Origin of the sequence: Dietzia kunjamensis (genome assembly GCF_045689975.1) — a bacterium.
Classification (GTDB): Bacteria; Actinomycetota; Actinomycetes; order Mycobacteriales; family Mycobacteriaceae; genus Dietzia; species Dietzia kunjamensis.
The window spans coordinates 36,712-55,242 of record NZ_CP143297.1; the positions used below are offsets into that span (position 1 = coordinate 36,712).

The 18,531-nt window shown below is 70.6% G+C and carries 16 protein-coding genes and 1 tRNA gene; 7 read left to right on the forward strand and 10 right to left on the reverse strand.

What is annotated here, in order from left to right; all coding sequences use genetic code 11:
* Positions 1-2: 2 nt before the first annotated feature.
* The 3 genes from VZF99_RS00170 to VZF99_RS00180 all read right to left on the reverse strand — a co-directional run bounded on the left by VZF99_RS00170 (position 3) and on the right by VZF99_RS00180 (position 2,972).
* Entirely contained in the window at positions 3-1,544 is a 1,542-nt protein-coding gene (locus VZF99_RS00170; RefSeq protein ID WP_407335385.1) for a PP2C family protein-serine/threonine phosphatase, read from the reverse strand.
* Positions 1,541-1,999: an FHA domain-containing protein gene (locus VZF99_RS00175; protein WP_067716492.1), complete on the reverse strand. Its 459-nt coding sequence runs from the start codon at positions 1,997-1,999 to the stop codon at positions 1,541-1,543. The genes VZF99_RS00170 and VZF99_RS00175 overlap by 4 nt, the downstream gene beginning before the upstream one ends.
* A gap of 85 nt (positions 2,000-2,084) precedes the next feature.
* Positions 2,085-2,972, reverse strand: a complete 888-nt coding sequence (locus VZF99_RS00180; protein ID WP_407335386.1) for a DUF3662 and FHA domain-containing protein — start codon at positions 2,970-2,972, stop codon at positions 2,085-2,087.
* 189 nt (positions 2,973-3,161) lie between these two features.
* Here VZF99_RS00180 and VZF99_RS00185 point away from each other — a divergent pair.
* The 3 genes from VZF99_RS00185 (at position 3,162) to pntB (ending at position 6,689) form a co-directional block, all read left to right on the forward strand.
* Positions 3,162-3,244, forward strand: a tRNA-Leu gene (locus tag VZF99_RS00185).
* A 432-nt stretch (positions 3,245-3,676) separates the two neighbouring features.
* Complete coding sequence (locus VZF99_RS00190) at positions 3,677-5,263, forward strand: Re/Si-specific NAD(P)(+) transhydrogenase subunit alpha (RefSeq protein WP_407336152.1); 1,587 nt, start codon at positions 3,677-3,679, stop codon at positions 5,261-5,263.
* A gap of 4 nt (positions 5,264-5,267) precedes the next feature.
* Complete coding sequence (gene pntB, locus VZF99_RS00195) at positions 5,268-6,689, forward strand: Re/Si-specific NAD(P)(+) transhydrogenase subunit beta (RefSeq protein ID WP_067716483.1); 1,422 nt, start codon at positions 5,268-5,270, stop codon at positions 6,687-6,689.
* Positions 6,690-7,027: 338 nt separating this feature from the next.
* Here the strand turns inward: pntB and VZF99_RS00200 are convergent, their stop codons facing one another.
* Both VZF99_RS00200 and VZF99_RS00205 read right to left on the reverse strand, forming a co-directional pair.
* Complete coding sequence (locus VZF99_RS00200) at positions 7,028-7,504, reverse strand: hypothetical protein (RefSeq protein ID WP_407335387.1); 477 nt, start codon at positions 7,502-7,504, stop codon at positions 7,028-7,030.
* A gap of 55 nt (positions 7,505-7,559) precedes the next feature.
* Positions 7,560-8,924 carry an acyl-CoA dehydrogenase family protein gene (locus VZF99_RS00205; protein ID WP_407335388.1) on the reverse strand — a complete coding sequence of 455 codons (1,365 nt, stop codon included), beginning with the start codon at positions 8,922-8,924 and terminating at the stop codon, positions 7,560-7,562.
* Between the two features lie 147 nt (positions 8,925-9,071).
* Here VZF99_RS00205 and VZF99_RS00210 point away from each other — a divergent pair, with 147 nt between their 5' ends.
* The gene (locus VZF99_RS00210; RefSeq protein WP_407335389.1) at positions 9,072-10,031 is read left to right on the forward strand and encodes a TIGR03620 family F420-dependent LLM class oxidoreductase; all 960 of its coding nucleotides are present in this window, start codon (positions 9,072-9,074) and stop codon (positions 10,029-10,031) included.
* 186 nt (positions 10,032-10,217) lie between these two features.
* Here the strand turns inward: VZF99_RS00210 and VZF99_RS00215 are convergent, their stop codons facing one another.
* A complete protein-coding gene (locus tag VZF99_RS00215) occupies positions 10,218-10,745 on the reverse strand; it encodes a hypothetical protein (protein ID WP_407335390.1) in 528 nt (175 codons plus the stop codon).
* Positions 10,746-10,917: 172 nt separating this feature from the next.
* Between VZF99_RS00215 and VZF99_RS00220 the strand changes: the two genes are divergently transcribed.
* Positions 10,918-12,372: an MFS transporter gene (locus VZF99_RS00220; RefSeq protein WP_407335391.1), complete on the forward strand. Its 1,455-nt coding sequence runs from the start codon at positions 10,918-10,920 to the stop codon at positions 12,370-12,372.
* Between the two features lie 9 nt (positions 12,373-12,381).
* On the opposite strand, the gene VZF99_RS00225 is transcribed toward VZF99_RS00220, so the two are convergent.
* The 4 genes from VZF99_RS00225 to VZF99_RS00240 form a co-directional block, all read right to left on the reverse strand.
* Positions 12,382-12,621 (reverse strand): zinc-ribbon domain-containing protein, encoded by a 240-nt coding sequence (locus VZF99_RS00225; protein ID WP_067715487.1) that lies wholly within the window; start codon positions 12,619-12,621, stop codon positions 12,382-12,384.
* Positions 12,622-12,671: 50 nt separating this feature from the next.
* Positions 12,672-13,559 carry an alpha/beta fold hydrolase gene (locus tag VZF99_RS00230; RefSeq protein WP_185951966.1) on the reverse strand — a complete coding sequence of 296 codons (888 nt, stop codon included), beginning with the start codon at positions 13,557-13,559 and terminating at the stop codon, positions 12,672-12,674.
* Positions 13,546-14,106 (reverse strand): polyketide cyclase, encoded by a 561-nt coding sequence (locus VZF99_RS00235; RefSeq protein WP_185951967.1) that lies wholly within the window; start codon positions 14,104-14,106, stop codon positions 13,546-13,548. Before VZF99_RS00235 ends, VZF99_RS00230 begins: the two co-directional genes overlap by 14 nt.
* Before the next feature lie 88 nt (positions 14,107-14,194).
* Complete coding sequence (locus VZF99_RS00240; RefSeq protein ID WP_407335392.1) at positions 14,195-16,459, reverse strand: catalase; 2,265 nt, start codon at positions 16,457-16,459, stop codon at positions 14,195-14,197.
* Positions 16,460-16,687: 228 nt separating this feature from the next.
* Here VZF99_RS00240 and VZF99_RS00245 point away from each other — a divergent pair, with 228 nt between their 5' ends.
* The gene (locus VZF99_RS00245) at positions 16,688-17,968 is read left to right on the forward strand and encodes an AI-2E family transporter (RefSeq protein WP_407335393.1); all 1,281 of its coding nucleotides are present in this window, start codon (positions 16,688-16,690) and stop codon (positions 17,966-17,968) included.
* Positions 17,955-18,458 (forward strand): hypothetical protein, encoded by a 504-nt coding sequence (locus VZF99_RS00250; protein WP_120286516.1) that lies wholly within the window; start codon positions 17,955-17,957, stop codon positions 18,456-18,458. The genes VZF99_RS00245 and VZF99_RS00250 overlap by 14 nt, the downstream gene beginning before the upstream one ends.
* Positions 18,459-18,531 lie beyond the last annotated feature (73 nt).

Sequence of the window (18,531 nt, forward strand, 5' to 3'; positions counted from 1 at the left end):
GGTCAGCTCACCGCCCGGCAGGTCTCCCCGGGCACAGGTGCGGGGGTCGTGGGGGAGGGGGGAGTCGCCGGTTCGTCCGTGGGGGCGGGCTCGCCGGGCGACGGCGACCCGGTGGGTGCGGGGGAACCCGTGGGAGAGGGCGACTCGGTGGGAGAGGACGACGACGAGGTCTGCTCGCGCGGGCGCTCCTGCTGCTCACGGGGGTCGCACGGCGGCAGGAGGTTGTCCTCCGTGAGCCGGGAGACCTGGGCGCCCGCCTCGGCGAGGCTCCCCGACGGCAGTCCGGCGCGAACGGTCTCCCGGGCGGGTTCGCGGAGGTCCCCCAGGGTGAACACGTCGCATCCGGCGGGGATGGCATCGGGGGAGTGCATCGTCAGGTCGCCCTCGCGGGTCAGGCATCCCACCTGGATGACCGAGGCCAACGAGATGCCGAAGACCTCCCCGGAGATGCCCCTCTTCACGACGACCTGGCTGTCCGACTCGGTGACGAAGTAGTTGCTGCGGACGAGCAGCGCGGACACGCCCACGATCCCGGCCAGCAGTACGAGCACCCCGACGACGCTCAGGGCGAAACGCCATCTGCTGCCGCGCGGTGGGGCGGCGTCGACCTCGTCGTCGTCGTCGTATCCGTTCCCACGCCCGGCACCCGACTCCCCGGCGGCACCGGACGTTCCGGCGGCTCCCCCGCGTGAGGCGACCTGGGCGCGTGAGAACGCGGCGGCCTTACCGGCCGCGGTGTCGGAGTAGGGGTCGGCGGCGGGGTCGATCTGGCCCGGCTCGTCGCCCGACGCCGCGCCCACCACCACGGGGATGACCGGCGCGTCGCGCGGGGAGTCCAGGACGTCGGCCAGGACGACCGTGATGTTGTCCGGCCCGCCCGAGCGCAACGCCAGCTGGACCAGCCGGTCCGCGGCCTCCTCGACGGTGCCGGTGGCCAGCGTCTCGGCGATCGTCTCGGTGCTCACCGGGTCGGACAGGCCGTCGGAGCAGAGCAGGTAGCGGTCGCCGACCCGCGCCTCGCGGATGACGGCGGTCGGCTCCACCGGCTCCCCGGTCAGCGCCTTGAGGATGAGCGAGCGCCGCGGATGGGTGTGGGCCTCGTCGGCGGAGAGCTCCCCGCGGTCGACGAGGGACTGGACGAACGTGTCGTCCTTGGTGATCTGGGTCAGCGTCCCGTCGCGCAGCAGATAGGCCCGGGAGTCACCCACGTGGAGCAGGCCCATGCGGCGGCCGTCGAACAGCAGCGCGGTGGCCGTGCACCCCATGCCGTCGGTCTCCGGGTGCGCCTCGACGTGGGAGGCGATCGCCTCGTTGCCGACCGTCAGTGCGCGGGTCAGGGCCCCGGTGAGATCCTGCCCCGGTTCGTCCTCGTCGAGCCTGGCCAGCGCCGCCACGACGAACTGGCTGGCGATCTCACCCGCGGCGTGCCCGCCCATGCCGTCGGCGAGGGCCAACAGGCGGGGGCCGGCGTAGGCCGAGTCCTCGTTGTTCTCCCGCACCATGCCCAGGTGCGAGCGCGCGGTGTAGACGAGCCCCGGGGTCACGTGCGCAGCTCGATCACGGTCTTGCCGATCCGGATCGGCGTGCCGGCGTCCACCTTGACCGGGGTCGTCACCCGCGATCTGTCCAGATAGGTGCCGTTGGTCGAGCCGAGGTCCTCAAGGAACCAGTCGGGGCCGTGCGGGGACAGCCGCGCGTGCTGGTTGGACGCGTAGTCGTCGTCGATCACCAGGGTGCACGAGTCGGCCCGGCCCACCAGGACCGGCTGCTCGGACAGGGTGATCCGGGTACCTGCGAGGGCGCCCTGGGTGACCACAAGATGCCGGATCGCCCGGGAGCCGCGGCCGAACACGCCGCCCCGGCGCTCGCCGCGGCCGGACGACCTCATCCCCACGTTGCCGAAGACGTCGGTCTTCAGCGCCCGCAGGGTGAGGTAGATGAACAGCCACAACAGCGCCAACAACAGGCCGCGCGAGAGCTGCAGAACGAGTCCCTGCACTGGTGCCGTCCTCCCCTCGCCCGCCGATTCACCTCGGACAACGTGTGGCCGCCCCCGGTGGTTCCGGGGGTCATCCGTGTCGAGGCTAGTCGAACCGGACGGTGATCTCCGAGTGTCCGACCCTGATGACGTCGCCGTCGGCGAGTTGCCAGTCCTGGATCGGCCCGTCGTTCACCGTGGTGCCGTTGGTCGAGCCGAGGTCGGTGAGAACCGCTTCCCGACCATCGAAGTGGATGTCCGCGTGCTGGCGTGACACCCCGGTGTCGGGCAGGCGGAACGCTGCGTCCTGCCCGCGTCCCAGCAGGTTGGAGCCCCGCTGGAGCCGGAACGTGCGCCCCGAGCCGTCCTCGAGGTGCAGCGTGACCGTCAGCGAGGCCCGGCCCTGGGTGATCTGGGTCGGGGCGTCCGACGGGCCACCCCAGCCCGCGCTCCGGGCTCCGGGGCCGGTCGAGACCGGGTAGTTGGAAGCGGGTGCCTGCATGTCGCTGTTCTCCTTGCTCGCACTCGGCTCGTCCACGCCCCGTCGGTCGCCACCCGGCGACGACGGCGCCGGATGATCCGGCGCCGGCGCCGGTGCGGCGGCCGAGATGTGGAACGGGACGGCGTCGGGGTCCACGACCCCGTCGATACGCATCTGTCCGGTGTGGAGGTCGTCGCGCTCCACGAAGGTCACGGTGACCGGGCCGTACGTCTCCCAGCCCTGCTCGGAGATGTGGTCCGACAGGTGGCGGGAGAAGGTCTTGACGGCCAGGGCCTCGTCCTCGGTGAAAGAGGCGTAGTCCGACCGGGCCAGGGTGATGGTGTAGCTGTTGGACACCAACAGGTGCCCGTCGACCACCTTGAGGGAGGCCTCCGCCTGCTTGCGGAGCTGTGACTCCACCTCGGCCGCCACGACTCTCCCGCCGAAGAGGCGGGCGAACGCGTCGCCGACCGCGCCCTGCAGGGTGCGCTCGAACTTCCCGACGATCCCCACGCCTCGCCTCCTTCCTCGTGGTGGGCCCGGCCATCTGGCCGGGCCGGCTGTCCTCGCGCCGCCCGCGGCGGCATCCGGTCGATCATAGAGGCGGTGGCGGTGGGAAGCACGCTTCCAGCCGCAGAGGAGCCCTCACCAGCCGATTAGTGCGGTAGGAACGCCGCGTGTTAACGTATTCGGGCGTTACTCGGGCGAGTGGCGGAATGGCAGACGCGCTGGCTTCAGGTGCCAGTGTCCTTCGGGACGTGGGGGTTCAAGTCCCCCTTCGCCCACACATCGGGAGCACCCCGGATCGTCACTGACGATCCGGGGTGCTTCTTATTTCACGCCGCTAAGCACCAAGGCGTATGGCTTACGTCACAAGGTCCCCGAAAACGATCCCACCGGCTCGTTCGCGGTCCACAGTGTCCCGTAGGCTCTGCCGGAAGTTCTTCCGGTGGACGTGGCGCCACCCTGCCCGCGCCGGAGGACGACGCCGTAACGGTGGACGAAGCAGGGGTAACCATCCCACCCCGAGCCGCTTCGTGAGCTCTGATCTCGGATCGGTGACTGGAGCGCACCCCGGGCACACACGTGCCGGGCCTGTGGAGAATACGTAGAACACGCCAAAACTCGAGACGTCAGAGCCGGCGCACACGCGTCGGCTCGCTCACAACGCAGTATAAGGATGCCCTATGGCTTCGAGCCTTGAAGAGATCCCTGATATGAAGCCGGACTCCGATGTCCGGGATGCCGGTGTCGCGCCGTCGGTGATCGGTGTGGTCGCCGAGTCCAACCCGGCGGAGAACCGCGTGGCGGCGACGCCCGAGACGGTGGCGAAGCTGATCGGCCTGGGCTACCGGGTCGTGGTGGAGCACGACGCCGGTACGCGCGCGGAGTTCGCGGATGCCGCCTATGCGGAGGCCGGTGCCGAGCTGGCCGATGGTGACGCCGCGTGGTCGGCGGACGTGGTGATGAAGGTCGCCGTGCCCACCGAGGCCGAGGTGGCGCGGGTCCGGTCGGGCGCGACGCTGGTGGGGCTGTTGGCGCCGGCGCAGAACGAACATCTCCTCGGTCTGCTCGCCGAGCGCGGCGTGACCGCGCTGGCGATGGATGCGGTCCCGCGTATCTCGCGGGCGCAGTCGATGGACGTGCTGTCGTCGATGGCCAACATCGCCGGCTACCGCGCCGTGATCGAGGCGGCGCACCACTTCGGACGGTTCTTCACCGGCCAGGTCACCGCAGCGGGCAAGGTCCCGCCGGCCAAGGTGCTCGTCGCGGGTGCCGGCGTGGCGGGTCTCGCCGCGATCGGGGCAGCCTCGAGCCTGGGCGCCATCGTCCGCGCGACCGATCCGCGCCCCGAGGTGGCCGACCAGGTCAAATCCATCGGTGGCGAGTACCTGCCGGTCGAGGTGCCCGAGGAGGAGAAGGTCGTCTCCACCGACGGGTATGCCAAGGCCACCAGTGAGGCCTACGACCGGGCCGCGGCGAACCTCTACTCGGAGCAGGCAGCCGACGTGGACATCATCATCACCACCGCGCTGATCCCGGGTCGGCAGGCACCGCGCCTGATCACGGCCGCCGACATCGCGACGATGAAGCGCGGCTCGGTCATCGTCGACATGGCGGCCGCGCAGGGCGGCAACGTCGAGGGCAGTGTGGCCGACGAGGTCGTCGTCACCGAGGGTGGTGTGACGATCATCGGTTACACCGACCTGGCCGGGCGGCTGCCTGCGCAGGCTTCGCAGCTGTACGGCACCAACCTGGTCAACCTGACCAAGCTGGTCACGCCGGGCAAGGACGGCGCGTGGGCGCTGGACATGGACGACGTGGTCCAGCGCGGCGTGACGGTGACACGGGGCGGCGAGATCATGTGGCCGCCCCCGCCGGTGCAGGTCAGTGCCGCCCCCGCGGCGGCCGCTGCCCTCGAACCGGTCGAGCCCAAGCCTGAGAAGAAGAAGATGTCGGCCGGCGCGAAGCTCGGCCTGATCGCCGCCGGCATGGCGTTGCTGCTGCTGCTCACCGCGGTCGCGCCGGGCGACATCCCGCGCCACATCACGGTGTTCGTGCTGGCGATCGTGATCGGCTACTACGTCATCGGCAACGTGCACCACGCGCTGCACACCCCGTTGATGTCCGTGACCAACGCGATCTCCGGAGTGATCGTCGTGGGTGCGTTGCTGCAGGTCGGGATCGACAACACCCTCGGCCTGGCGCTCGCCGCCATCGCGATCCTCGTCGCGTCCATCAACGTCTTCGGCGGTTTCGCCGTGACGCGTCGCATGCTCGGCATGTTCTCGAAGGGAGCCTGAGCAGATGTCTGTTGAGACCGCCGCCAATGCGGCCTACCTGGTCGCCGCACTGCTGTTCATCCTGTCGCTCGCCGGGCTGTCCAAGCACGAGACCGCCCGCCGGGGCCTGACCTTCGGCATCGCCGGCATGGCGCTGGCCCTGGTCGCCACCGTCGCGCTGGTCATCGACCACCAGCCCGCCACCATCGGCATCGTGTTGATGGTCGTGGCCGTCGCCATCGGCGCCGTCATCGGCCTGATGCGCGCGCGTAGCGTGCAGATGACCGAGATGCCCGAACTCATCGCCCTGCTGCACTCGTTCGTCGGCCTGGCCGCCGTGCTGGTCGGGTGGAACGGCTACCTCGAGCCCGAGCTGCACGGTGAGCTCACCGGTTCGCTGCTCGGCATCCACCACGCCGAGGTGTTCATCGGCGTGTTCATCGGCGCCGTCACCTTCACCGGTTCGATCGTCGCCTACCTCAAGCTGTCGGGGAAGATGAAGTCCGCACCGCTGGTGCTGCCGGGCAAGAACCTCATCAACCTCGGCATCCTCGTGGCGTTCGTCGCGCTGACCGTGTGGTTCGTCATCTCCCCCGCGCTGTGGATGCTCATCGTGGTCACCGCCCTGGCGCTGGCCCTGGGCTGGCACCTGGTCGCCAGCATCGGTGGCGGCGACATGCCGGTCGTGGTGTCGATGCTCAACTCGTACTCCGGCTGGGCCGCCGCGGCCACCGGCTTCCTGTTGGGCAACGATCTGCTCATCGTGACCGGCGCGCTGGTCGGCTCCTCGGGCGCGTACCTGTCCTACATCATGTGCAAGGCGATGAACCGCTCGTTCTTCTCCGTCATCATGGGCGGCTTCGGTATCGAGGCCTCATCGGGCGAGGGCAAGGACCACGGCGAGCACACCGAGATCGATGTCGCCGGTGCGGCCGAGATGCTGGCGGACGCCTCGAGGGTGATCATCGCCCCCGGTTACGGCATGGCCGTGGCGCAGGCGCAGTACCCGGTCGCCGACCTCACCCGCACCCTGCGTGAGCGTGGCGTCGACGTGCGCTTCGCCGTCCACCCGGTCGCCGGTCGCCTGCCCGGCCACATGAACGTCCTGTTGGCCGAGGCCAAGGTGCCCTACGACATCGTGCTCGAGCTCGACGAGATCAACGACGACTTCGCGGACACCGACGTGGTGCTGGTCATCGGTGCCAACGACACCGTGAACCCGGATGCCGCCGAGGACCCGGGTAGCCCGATCGCGGGTATGCCCGTGCTCCACGTCTGGGAGGCCGAGAACGTCATCGTGTTCAAGCGGTCGATGGCCGCCGGTTACGCCGGCGTCCAGAACCCGCTGTTCTTCCGCGACAACACCCAGATGCTGTTCGGCGACGCCAAGGACCGCGTCGACGACATCCTGGCCGCGGTCAAGGATCAGCAGGGCGCCAGGGCCTGACGCGCCGACCCGCCCGTTCGACCGTTCGACCGTTCGACCACATCCGCTACCCGCCCTACGGATCCGCTATTCCGATTGGAGTAGCGGATCCCGAGGGGGAGTAGCGAATGTGGTCGTCTGTCGTCTGTCGTCTGTCTTCCGGATGGCGGGCGGCGGGCGGCCTGGTGAAGGACTCGGGTTACGGCTCCGAGGCCGGTCCCGAGGCCATCGAGTGCTATCTCAACACCCGGTCAATCGCGATTCGGAACGTCTGACCGAGGTCGGGGACGACCAACGCCGGGGCCTGCAGCGGAGTCGGATAGAACCGGCGGCACGGCAACCCGGGCCGCCCCGCCCGGTTACTTCTTCTTCAGCGCGTCCGTGCACCGCAGACGGAGCTTCTCCAGTTCGCGTCCGTGCTGCTCCGCACGCTCCACCAGCTTCTCCAGCGTGGGCCGGGGAAGCCTGGGGTCGTCGATGTCGAGCAACGCCTTGAAGCCGAGCGTCTTGCCCGTCACCGCGAGCGTCAGCGCCTCGAGCTCGACCAGATCGCTCAGCGGGGAACGTTCGGCGGCGCGGCGGTTGGGCTTGAGCTGGCCGAACTTCTCGGCGGCCTTGGCGGGCAGGTCCTTGAGCATCGAGGGTGACGTCCCCGCCAGCGTCATGAGCTCCTCGAGGCTCCTGAGGTCGTCCACGGTCTCGTCGCCGATGCGGGAGACGACCTTCCTGGTCTCCGGGTCGTCGTGGTCCTCGGCCACGCGGCGGAACAGGTCGATCCCGGCGGCGGCACCGGCGTGGTGGTCCTGCATGTACGTCTGCAACATCTCGGTGGCCATGTACTGACGGTACGAGAGCGGGCGCGGGAGGCAACCGATCGGACGGATCGGAGCCTCAGCGCGCGAGGAGTCCCTTCGCGATGTGGGTCACCTGGATCTCGTTGCTGCCCGCGTAGATCATGAGCGACTTGGCGTCGCGGGCGAGCTGCTCGACCCGGTACTCGGCCATATATCCGTTGCCGCCGAACAACTGCACGGCCTCCATCGCCACCTCGGTAGCCGCCTCCGAGGAGTACAGCTTCATCGCCGACGCCTCCGCGAGCGAGAGCGGCTTGCCGGCACGCGCGCGCTCGATGGAGTTGAAGACCATGTTGCGGACATTCATCCGCGCCACCTCCATCTTCGCCAGCTTGAGCTGGATCAGCTGGAAGCGCCCGATCTCCTGGCCCCACAGGGTGCGCTCGCGGGAGTAATCGACGCACAGCCGGTGGCACTCTTCGATGATGCCCAGCGCCATGGTGGCCACCCCGATCCGCTCGGCGGTGAAGCTCGACCGCGCCGACTCGCGGCCGTCGCCCCCGCGACCGGACTCGGACTCGCCGAGCAGCCGGTCCCCGCCGAGGCGGACGTTGTCGAAGAACAGCTCCCCGGTCGGGGAACTGTGCAGGCCCATCTTCTTGAACGGAGCACCCTGCGTGAGGCCCTCCATGCCCTTGTCCAGCACGAACGTCAAGACCTTGCGGTCGCGCTTGTCGGCGTCCGTGGCGGGTCCGGTGCCGCCGGCTCCACCCGACCCCTCGTCGAGCTTGGCGTAGACGATCATCACGTCCGCGTACGGCCCGTTGGTGATGAAGGTCTTCTGGCCGTTGAGGATGTAGTCCTCGCCGTCGCGTCGCACGTAGGTCCGCATGCCGCCGAAGGCGTCGGAACCGGAGTCCGGCTCGGTGATGGCCCACGACGCGACCTTCTCCATGGTCACGATCCCCGGCAGCCAGCGTTCCTTCTGCGCCAGCGTCCCGCGGGACATGATCGTGGTCGCGCCCAGCCCGAGGCTCACGCCGAGCGCGGAGACCAGCCCCATGCACGCGCCGGCCAGTTCACTGGTGACCACGGCCATCATGGAGTCCCGGTTCTCGAGGGCGCCGCCGGAGTCGTCGTCCCCCCTCCCACCGTCGCCGCGCGGCGCGTCACCGGATGCAGCCCCGCCGCCCGCGGTTCCAGACCCCGCAGCCCCGCCGCCCGCGGCCCCGCTCCCGGCGGCCGCGCCGACGGTCTCGCGCGCCCGCTCCCTGGCCAGCATCTTCTCGACCCCGTCGCGGGCCATGGCATCGATGCCGAACTCGGCGAACAGCTTCCGGATGATCGGGTACGGCGGGATCTCACCGCTCTCCAGGGCGTCGAGCTGGGGGCGGATCTCCTTGGCGATGAAGCTGCGCACGGCGTCGCGGATCATCAGGTCGGTCTCGGACCACTCGTACATCGGCGTCTCGTCTCCTCGGTGCCCAGGGGTGTGCCGCGCGTCACTGCAACATGTGTCAGCTCAGTGTGTCGCGGACAGAGCGGTGGGCGCGGCCGTTTGCGGCGAATGGCCGGCCCGGCGACGACGGGGTCGGGCACACTCGGGGACATGAGTGCCCTCCAGGACAGTGCATCCCCCCGAGTCCGCCACCACCCCGCAGGTCGCGAGCAGCTCGGCCGGATCGGCCTGTGGACCGGCTCGCTGGAGGGACTGACGCCGGCGGCGATTCCCGACGTCCTCGGTGAGCTCGACGACCAGGGATGGGGCTCGCTGTGGTTCGGCGAGGCCGTGGGTCGCGAGGCGTTCACCGCCGCGCAGTTGTACCTGGGCGCCACGCGCCGGATGGCGATCGGCACCGGCATCGCCAACATCTACGGCCGCGACGCCTCGGCGGCGGGGGCGGCCGCCCGGACGATCGAGGCCATGCACCCGGGCCGGTTCGTCCTGGGTCTCGGCGTCTCGCACGCGCCGCTGGTCGAGCGCCACCGCGGCCACCACTACGGCCGGCCGCTGTCGGCGATGCGCGAGTACCTCGACGCGCTCGACCGGACTCAAGCCATGGCGGCGGGCGAGGACACGATGCCGCCGGTCGTGCTCGCCGCGCTCGGCCCCAAGATGCTCGAGCTCTCGCGCGACCGCACCGCCGGCGCCCACCCGTACCTGACGTTGCCCGAGCACACCGCCCGGGCGCGCGAGATCCTCGGCGGGACCGCCGACGACGGGCCGGCCCTGGTCGTGGAGCACGCCGCGGTGGTGGCCGAGGGGGTCGACGACGACGACGAGGTGTGGCGGTCGCGGGCCCACGATCACCTCAATGTCTATACAGGCCTGCCCAACTACCGGAACTCGTGGACCCGGCAGGGGTTCGACGAGTCGGACTACGTGCGCGGGGGCAGCGACCGGCTCAAGCACGCGATGGTCACGCGCGGGGTCGAGGCGACGCGGGCGCGTGTGCAGGAGCACCTGGACGCCGGGGCCTCGACCGTGCTGGTGCAGGTGCTCGGCGAGAACGTGCTGACGCCGCCGGTGGAGGACTGGCGGATCGCGGCCGCGGGGCTGCTCGGCTGACGCCGTGCCTCGCCGGCCTCACCGGCTTACGCTGCCGGTTTGCACGTTCTTGCCCCGGGTATGCAGCGGGATCGGACCATAGCGGGCGCGTAAGTCAGCGGGCCCCGAGGGGCAGGATCCTGACGCGGTCTTGCCTGCGTCCCGTCTCGGCCGCGGCCGTGCCGCCTATGTCCGCCCGGGCCGCCGTCAGCCGTCGTAGGCGACCGTCTCCACGACGATCGGCCCGGCGACGGCCCCGCCGGTGGTGGTGAGTCGGTATTCGACCCGCCCTGGGCCGGTGGAGATCTGCGCTTCGTAGGGGTGGGAGATCGGATCGGGGATGCCCGTCGAGATCCGCGGGAACGGGACCTGTGCGACCTTCTCCCCGGTGGCGCCGGTGTCGAGGTTGCGCCACGAGAGGGTGGCCGTGAGGTTGCACGGGCCCACCCCGACGACGGCGAAGGCCCAGGAGACGGATGCCGTGTCCGGGTACCCGTCGCCGTCGAGCGTGGTGGAGATCGCGCCTGCGCACAACCCGGAGGGTGAGCCGCCCACGGCGATCACGCGGTCAGGAGCGGGGAACAGGAGCGGGATGGCCTCGGAGGAGTCCTGGGCGTTCGCGGTGGCCGGGGCCGTGACGGCGGCGGTCAGTGCGACGGCCGTGGCGGCGAGGAACGCCCCCACGGCGACGGTGGGCCGGCGGGTGATCCGCCGGGTCGAGCCGGTGGTGTCCACCCGCTCATCGTCGCACCGCGGACGCCGGCAGACAATAGTGAGCGAGGATTCCGCCGTCACGGACCGTCATGTCGAACGCCGTGGTCGTGACCGGAACGAGAACCCGTTCGACACCTGTCTGTAATGTCCGACGAGAGGCTCCGGACGTGAGCCTCGGTCGGAAGGACACGGGATGATGGCACGAAGGCGCGGTGGGGACGCCGACACCGTCCGGTCGGACGAGAACGGCCTCATCGCGGTCCTCGCCTTCGGCGGCATCGTCATGTCCCTCAGCCAGACGCTGGTCATCCCGCTGCTGGGCATGCTGCCGGCGATTCTCAACACCTCCGCGGTCAACGCCTCCTGGGTCGTCACCATCACGCTGCTCGCCGGAGCGGTGGCCGGTCCGCTCATGGGACGACTGGGAGACCTCTATCCGAAGAAGTACGTGCTCATCGGTTGCACGGCGGTCATGGTCGTCGGCTCGGTGCTGTGCGCACTGGCCACCTCGCTGTGGCCGATGCTCATCGGGCGCGCCCTGCAGGGCGTGGGAATCGGTGTGATCCCCATCGGCATCGCCACGATGCGCGAGATCCTCCCGGCGCGTCGACTCGCACCGGCGATCAGTCTGATGAGCTCCTCGCTCGGAGTGGGAGGGGCGCTCGGGCTCCCGGCGGCGGCTGCCCTGGCGCAATACGGTTCGTGGCAGTGGATGTTCTGGGGGTCCGGGGCCCTGGGAGTGGCGATCATCGTGATGATGATGGTGCGTCTCCGGACGCTGCCGGCCGCCAAACCGGACGGCACGCTCGACGTCATCGGCGCAGTGGGGCTCGCGATCGCCCTCATCTCGTTGCTGCTCGCGGTGTCCAAGGGCGCCGACTGGGGCTGGAGCTCCCCGTTGACCCTCGGCTTGCTGGCGCTCACCGCGGTGTCACTGCCGGGATGGGCGCTGTGGGTACTTCGGCATCCGTCACCCATCGTGGACCTGCGGGTTGCCGCCCGTCGCCCCGTCCTGATGACCAACATCGCCTCGGTGACCATCGGCATGGGCCTCTATGCGCAGCTGCTGATCATGCCCCAGATTCTCCAGCTCCCGGTCGAGACCGGACACGGGTTGGGCCAGTCGATGGTGGCCATGGGGTTGTGGAGCGCGCCCGGCGGGCTGGCGATGATGGCGGTCTCCCCACTCAGCGGGAGACTCATCGGCACCCGCGGCCCCAAGACCACGCTCATCCTGGGAGCGCTGGTGGTCGCGGTCGGCTATGCGTCCGGGTTGTTCCTCATGGGATCGACCTGGGGTGTGATGACCGTCGGCATCGTGGTGAGCGGCGGTGTGGGGCTGGCCTACGGTGCGATGCCCGCGCTGATCATGGCCTCGGTCCCCACCTCCGAGATGGGCTCGGCCAACAGCGTCAACACGCTCATGCGCTCCATCGGCACCACGACCTCTGCCGCGGTGCTGGGCGTGCTGCTCACCCAGATGTCCATGGACTTCGAGGGGCTGTTCGTCCCCACCGAGACCGGATTCCGGGTCGGTCTGATGTTCGGCTGCGGCGCGACCCTCCTTGCCGCGGCGGTCGCCGCCACGATCCCGCCACCGTGGGAGGGCAAGGCCACGGCCCCAGCGGTGCCGGCGCGGGAGAGCTGAGCGGCCGGATCAGTACGCGCCGGACAGGATCCCGTCGACCCGCGACCGGTCGATCTTGGTGGTGATGCCGCACGCCGTGCACGTGGCCGTGTACGACGACCCCAGCGGGATGATGGGGATGAAGAACAGGGAGAACGCTCGCTTCCGACGGTCGACCCGCTGTGCGGCGACGTTGCCGCAGTTCGGGCACGTGGCCCGGGCCAGCCCGAGGTTCCGGGACGAGTTCTTGAAACCGAAGATGAAGAACATCGGCCCAGCGTGACACCGCACCGGGCCGCGCGCACCCGGTGCGGTGGAGTTCAGGCCCCGGGACCCGAGCCGTCCGCGGTCGACCGGGCGCGGGCCACGATTGCATCGGCCAGCTCTGCCGGCCGCTCGTCGGGGATCCAGTGACTGACCCCGCTCATCTCGACGAACCGGTAGTCGGCGTCCACGTGGTGGCGGGTCCGCTCGGCGCCCCCGCGGCCCAGGGCCGGGTCGCGGTCACTCCACACGAAGGTGGTGGGCACACGGACCGCCGCGGTCGAGCGGGACGGTGAGCCGAAGGGCAGGGCCCGGTACCAGCCGAGTCCCCCGGGGATCGCGCCGGCGGCGACCATCTCACGCCGGTAGCGCTCGATCATCTCGGGCGTCATACCCATCCCGGCCAGGGCCTTCTCGGGCCGCGGGCCGGCCGAGGTGAGCAGTCGCTCCGGCAGGAACGGCAGCTGGAAGAGCCCGATGTACCAGGATCGCAGCAGCTGGTCGGAGGCGACCATGGCCTTGAGGAAGGCGGCGGGGTGGGGGACCGACACGGCGGTGAGACTGCGGAAGCGGTCGGGGTGCGCCCCGGCGACATCCCACGCGACGGCGGCGCCCCAGTCGTGACCCACCACGTGGGCGTCGGGCAGCCCGGCGGCGTCGAGCAGCGCGAGGACGTCCCCCACCAGTTCCGACAGTCGGTACGCGCGCCGACCACGGGGGCGGGCGGACTCGCAGTACCCGCGCTGGTCCAGCGCGAGGGTCCGGTACCCGGCCGCGTGCAAGAGCGGAGACACGAGGTCCCAGCTGGAGGTGCGCTGCGGGAACCCGTGGAGCAGGACGATCGCCTCGCCGTCGGCGGGCCCGGAGTCCACCGCGCGCAGCTCCATGCCGTCGCGGGAGAACCACACGTCCGGCCGGTGGGCGTTCGGATCAGCCGCGGACATATCCCCTCCTGACCGCCCGGTCGAGGATTCCGAGCGTCGCCTTGAGCGCCGATGCGTCCAGCACCGGCAGTACTCCCGAGTCGCGCCACTTCGGGTGCGCGTCGGACCAGTCGTAGTAGCTGACGACCTCGGTACGCGCCCCCTCGGTGTCGTCGCCATCGCCGTTATCGCCATTGCCCAGCGGGATGAGGCGGTAGCCGTAGGTGTGGCCGATCGGGGGCGTGATGGCTCCGTCGATGGTCCAGGCGATCTCGGCGTCCGGCTCGAACCGGGTGATGATCACCGTGACGTCGTACTCGCCCATGTCGTAGTCGCCGAGGGACTCGCGGTCCATGTGGACGACGAACCGGTCGCCCTCGGCGGTGACCACCGATCCTTCGGCCGCCTGGAGCATCCCCGAGGAGTCGATCGCCACGTGGCCGTCGGGATCGCACAGCACGGCGAACACGCGGTCCGCCGGGGCCGAGATCACTCGCCGCGCCTCGAGGCGGAGGCCGGCAGGACTCTGGCGGGCGGAGGCCTCACGGGGGTCGGGGTGGGGGCTCATGGCCGAGACGCTACCCGCGCACGCCGCGGGCCGGGGACCTCTCGCGATCCCCGACCCACGGTGTCCGGCTACTGCTCCGTGCCCTGCGTCAGATGCGGGCCGGGTCGGGACGCTCCCACGCCCGGTGGGTGGACAGCAGCGGCTTGAGTGCGGGCAGCACGCCGGCCGCCGCGTCGACCGCGACCACGCCCGGGGTGTCCGACGTCAGCCCGAAGTCGACGTACCGGTCGATGGGCGCCAGGGTGGCGATGGCCTTCTTGTGCCGGCACATCTCGCTGATGAGCACGTCGGTCCGCGGGTGGGCGGGGAGGTCGACGACGACGAGGGCATCGAACTCGATGGACCGCTGCGTCTGATAGGTCCGCGAGATCGCGACCGTCGCGTCGGGTTCGCCCTCGCCCAGCCTGCCGCCGACCGGGCCGATCACCAGCGGCACCATGTCGTCGTCGAACACGGCCTGCACGAGTTCCTTGACCGCGGCGACGTCGGAGTTCTCCGTGACGAGGATGCCGATCTGGCGTCCGTCGGAAGGCCACTCCTTGCCGATCTGGGACAGGGCCGGGCTGGTGACGACCTCGGCCACGGGGACCTTCGCGGGCGCGGGCAGCCCCAGCCCCGACGCGACGGTGACGGCCAGGTCATGGTCGATGTGCGCGAGCTGCTCGACCTGGCGGATCTTGATGGCCTCCTCGTAGCACTTGCCCAGCTCGAAGGTGTACGCCTCGGCGACGTGCGCCTTCTCGACCTCGGTGAGGCTGGTGTAGAACAGCGTCGCCTGCGAGTAGTGATCGTCGAACGTCGCCGGGGCGTCGCGGACGACCTGCGCGTCGGCGATCTGCTGCGCCACCTCCACCAGCGCACCGTCGGTGGTGCCCGCCATGAACGGGCACCCGCCGTCGAGGCTGTTGGGCTGGTACGGGGCTACTCCCACGTGGTCGGCCGACTGGTGGAAGCCGTCGCGGAGCATGTCGTTGACCGGGGCGTGGGGACGGTTGATGGGGATCTGGCCGAAGTTCGGACCGCCCAGACGCGTGAGCTGGGTGTCGAGGTAGGAGAACAGTCGGCCCTGCAGGAGCGGGTCGTTGGTGACGTCGATGCCCGGCACGAGGTGGCCCGGGTGGAACGCGACCTGCTCGGTCTCCGCGAAGAAGTTCTTGACGTTGGCGTTGAGCGTCATCGTGCCGATCACCTGCACCGGTGCGAGCTCCTCGGGGACGATCTTGGTCGGGTCGAGCAGGTCGATGCCGTGGAACATCTCGCTGACGCCGTTCTCGTCGACCGTGTCCGGGAAGACCTGGATTGCCAGGTCCCACTTCGGGAACGCGCCGGACTCGATCGCGTCGGCCAGGTCGCGGCGGTGGAAGTCCGGGTCCATGCCGGCGGTGATCTGGGCTTCCTCCCACACCTGCGAGTGGACGCCGAGGTGGGGCTTCCAGTGGAACTTCACCAGGCTGGTCTCGCCGGCGTCGTTGATCATCCGGAACGTGTGGACACCGAAGCCCTCCATCATCCGGAACGAGCGCGGGATGCCGCGGTCCGACATGTTCCACATGGTGTGGGCCTGCGCCTCGGTGTGCAGGGAGACGAAGTCCCAGAAGGTGTCGTGCGCGCTCTGGGCCTGCGGGATCTCGCGATCCGGGTGCGGCTTGGCGGCGTGGACGACGTCGGGGAACTTGATCGCGTCCTGGATGAAGAACACCGGGATGTTGTTACCGACCAGGTCCCAGGTGCCCTCGTCGGTGTAGAACTTGGTCGCGAATCCGCGGGTGTCGCGGACGGTGTCGGCGGATCCGCGGTTGCCGAGCACGGTGGAGAAGCGGACGAAGACCTCGGTCTCCTTGCCCTCGGCGAAGACGCCGGCCTTGCAGACGCTCGCTGCGGCGCCGTTGGCCACGAACGTCCCGTGCGCACCGGCCCCGCGGGCGTGGACCGCGCGCTCCGGGATGCGCTCGTGGTCGAAGTGCATGATCTTCTCGCGTAGGTGGTGGTCCTGAAGCAGGACCGGGCCGCGACGACCGGCCTTGAGCGAGTGATCGGTGTCGGACAGGCGCGCGCCCTGGGCGGTGGTGAGGAACTGGCCCTGCTGACGCATGACCTCCTCGCGGGCGGTGACCGAGCCGGGCGGCTCCGCGCCGGTCGGGCCGTACGGGGTCGCGCCCTTCTGGTCGGCCTTCGGCGGCAGCGGGCTGGTGGGCTCGGTGGGCTCGGCGACGGTCGGCGGTCGCGATCCCGGCGTACCGGGGACGACGTCGGCGCTGCCGGCCAGGTCGTCGGCGAACTGTTCGGCCTTGTCGACGAGCTTCTCGGCCGCGGATCGGGCGGCAGACTTGGAGTCGGACTTCTTGTCGGGCATCGGCACTCCTTCGGGATGAGAATCGTTCTGGGTGCACTGGCTTTTCCGGCCGTGCGGGCGATTCTGCTCCTCTGGCGGAGGTCCGCAACCTGTCGCGCGACCACGCGGACCGACGTAAACTTCGCGCCCCCGGCGCCCACTCCCGGTGTCAACAGTCGGACGAGGGTGGCGGTGAGCTGTTCGGTGCGCAGCGCCTGAGAAGTCTTCACACCCGTTTATCCTGAGGCCATGACACCAGGCCCGCCGACCCCCGGCCCGACCGCCGCTCCCTTCGACCGGGCGCACCTGCCGTACCCGGTGGTGCTGGCGGCGGGCTGGTCGGCGTGCCTGCTGCTCATCGCGGGCGGCGGGTGGCTCGTCGGGCAGGCGGTCGGTCGGCTGTCGGTGATCATCGCGCCCCTGGCGATCGCGGTGCTGCTCGCGGCCATGCTCCGCCCGATGGTGGACCGCATCCCGGAGCGGGTCCCGCGGGCGGCCGCGGCCCTCGTCGTCGTCGTCGGGGTCCTCGCGGTCATCCTCGCCGCGCTCGCGGCGGTCACCACCCAGCTCGCGACCGGCGTGCCCCGGATGCGCGACCAGATCTCGTCGGGCACCGACGCCGCCCTGCGGTGGCTCGAGGACGGCCCGCTGCACCTCACCGCGGACCGACTGCAGGAAGCCGTCGCCCAGGCCCGCGCCTGGATCGAGTCGAACTCCGAGGCGGTCGCGGCCGGCGCGGTCCAGTTCGGACACACGGCCGTGGACGCCGTGGCGGGCGTGCTCATCTGCCTGGTGTCGCTGTTCTTCTTCCTCTACCACGGCGAGAAACTCTGGGAGTTCTTCGTCCGGTGGCTGCCGCGGGCGAGCCGCGAGCACGTCGACACCGCGTTCCGCCGTGGCTGGGGCAGCCTCGGCGCCTACACCCGCACGCAGCTCACCGTGGCTGCGATCAACGCCGCCGGGGTCGGTCTGGGCGCGCTGCTGCTGCGCGTGCCGTTCGTGATCCCCATCGTCGTGGTGGTGTTCCTCGCGTCGTTCGTGCCCATCGTCGGCACCCTCGTCGCCGGGGTGATCCCCACGGTCCTGGCGCTGGTCGAGCGGGGGCCGGCGATCGCGGTCGCGATGCTGGCGATCGTCGTGGTCGTCCACCAGCTCGAGTCGCACGTGCTCCAGCCGCTGCTGATGGGCCACGCCGTGGCGCTGCACCCGCTGGCGGTGATCCTCGTGGTCACGGCCGGCACGTACCTGTTCGGTGTCGTGGGCGCGCTGTTCGCGGTGCCGGTCACGGCGATGGCCAACACCGTCGTGCGCCACCTCGCGGCCCGGGGCGGCGGCGCGGATGGGGGCGGTGCGGCCGGCGGCGGCGAGGACCTCGGGCCGGGCCTGGTCCCCGGGCGCGACGAGGTGTCCGGGCCCGACAGCGCGGCTCACCCCACCGGCGACGACGACGAGGTGCGCCTCAACGACCACGACGGCGAGACCGTTCCCGCCGAACCGGCCGCGAGGACCGGCGGCCATGCGCCGCGGTGACGGGCGGGCCGCTGCTCGGACCCCCGGCGTGGTGGTCGTGCGCTCGAGCGTCGTGCCCGCGCCCCGGGACCAGGTGTGGGCGCGGGTCGTCACGGCCGAGGGCGTCGCGGACGAGTTCGGCCCGCTGCTGACGATGCGGTTCCCCAGGTCGCTGCGGGGGGCGACGATCGCTGACCTCCCGCTCGGTCGCCCGGCGGGGCGGGCGTGGATCCTGCTGGCGGGGATCGTCCCGGTCGAGTTCGACGACCTGGTGATCACCGGGATGGAGGCGCCGCGCTACTTCCAGGAGCGCTCGAGCCTGGGGTCGTGCCGCGTGTGGGAGCACCGCCGGGAGCTCGACGACCTGCCCGACGGCTCGACCCGGGTGACCGACACCCTGCGGGCCGAACCCCGGACGGTGCTGCCGGGACCGGTGGTGCGGATGGTGGTCGGTGCGCTGTTCAGGCATCGTCACCGGCGGCTGATCCGGAAGTTTTCGGCCCAGATGTGACACGGGGAACTGCGTGAACGTCCCCGCGGGGCGCACAATGACGGTAGGTGCTCCCTGCGACGAGATACGGCGC

What these genes read in the sequence shown, in the direction of transcription:
- VZF99_RS00190 (WP_407336152.1), top strand. Translation starts at nt 3,677, where the DNA reads ATGAAGCCGGACTCCGATGTCCGGGATGCCGGTGTCGCGCCGTCGGTG.
- pntB (WP_067716483.1), top strand. Translation starts at nt 5,268, where the DNA reads ATGTCTGTTGAGACCGCCGCCAATGCGGCCTACCTGGTCGCCGCACTG.
- VZF99_RS00200 (WP_407335387.1), bottom strand. Translation starts at nt 7,504, where the DNA reads ATGGCCACCGAGATGTTGCAGACGTACATGCAGGACCACCACGCCGGT.
- VZF99_RS00205 (WP_407335388.1), bottom strand. Translation starts at nt 8,924, where the DNA reads ATGTACGAGTGGTCCGAGACCGACCTGATGATCCGCGACGCCGTGCGC.
- VZF99_RS00210 (WP_407335389.1), top strand. Translation starts at nt 9,072, where the DNA reads ATGAGTGCCCTCCAGGACAGTGCATCCCCCCGAGTCCGCCACCACCCC.
- VZF99_RS00220 (WP_407335391.1), top strand. Translation starts at nt 10,918, where the DNA reads ATGATGGCACGAAGGCGCGGTGGGGACGCCGACACCGTCCGGTCGGAC.
- VZF99_RS00225 (WP_067715487.1), bottom strand. Translation starts at nt 12,621, where the DNA reads ATGTTCTTCATCTTCGGTTTCAAGAACTCGTCCCGGAACCTCGGGCTG.
- VZF99_RS00230 (WP_185951966.1), bottom strand. Translation starts at nt 13,559, where the DNA reads ATGTCCGCGGCTGATCCGAACGCCCACCGGCCGGACGTGTGGTTCTCC.
- VZF99_RS00235 (WP_185951967.1), bottom strand. Translation starts at nt 14,106, where the DNA reads ATGAGCCCCCACCCCGACCCCCGTGAGGCCTCCGCCCGCCAGAGTCCT.
- VZF99_RS00240 (WP_407335392.1), bottom strand. Translation starts at nt 16,459, where the DNA reads ATGCCCGACAAGAAGTCCGACTCCAAGTCTGCCGCCCGATCCGCGGCC.
- VZF99_RS00245 (WP_407335393.1), top strand. Translation starts at nt 16,688, where the DNA reads ATGACACCAGGCCCGCCGACCCCCGGCCCGACCGCCGCTCCCTTCGAC.
- VZF99_RS00250 (WP_120286516.1), top strand. Translation starts at nt 17,955, where the DNA reads ATGCGCCGCGGTGACGGGCGGGCCGCTGCTCGGACCCCCGGCGTGGTG.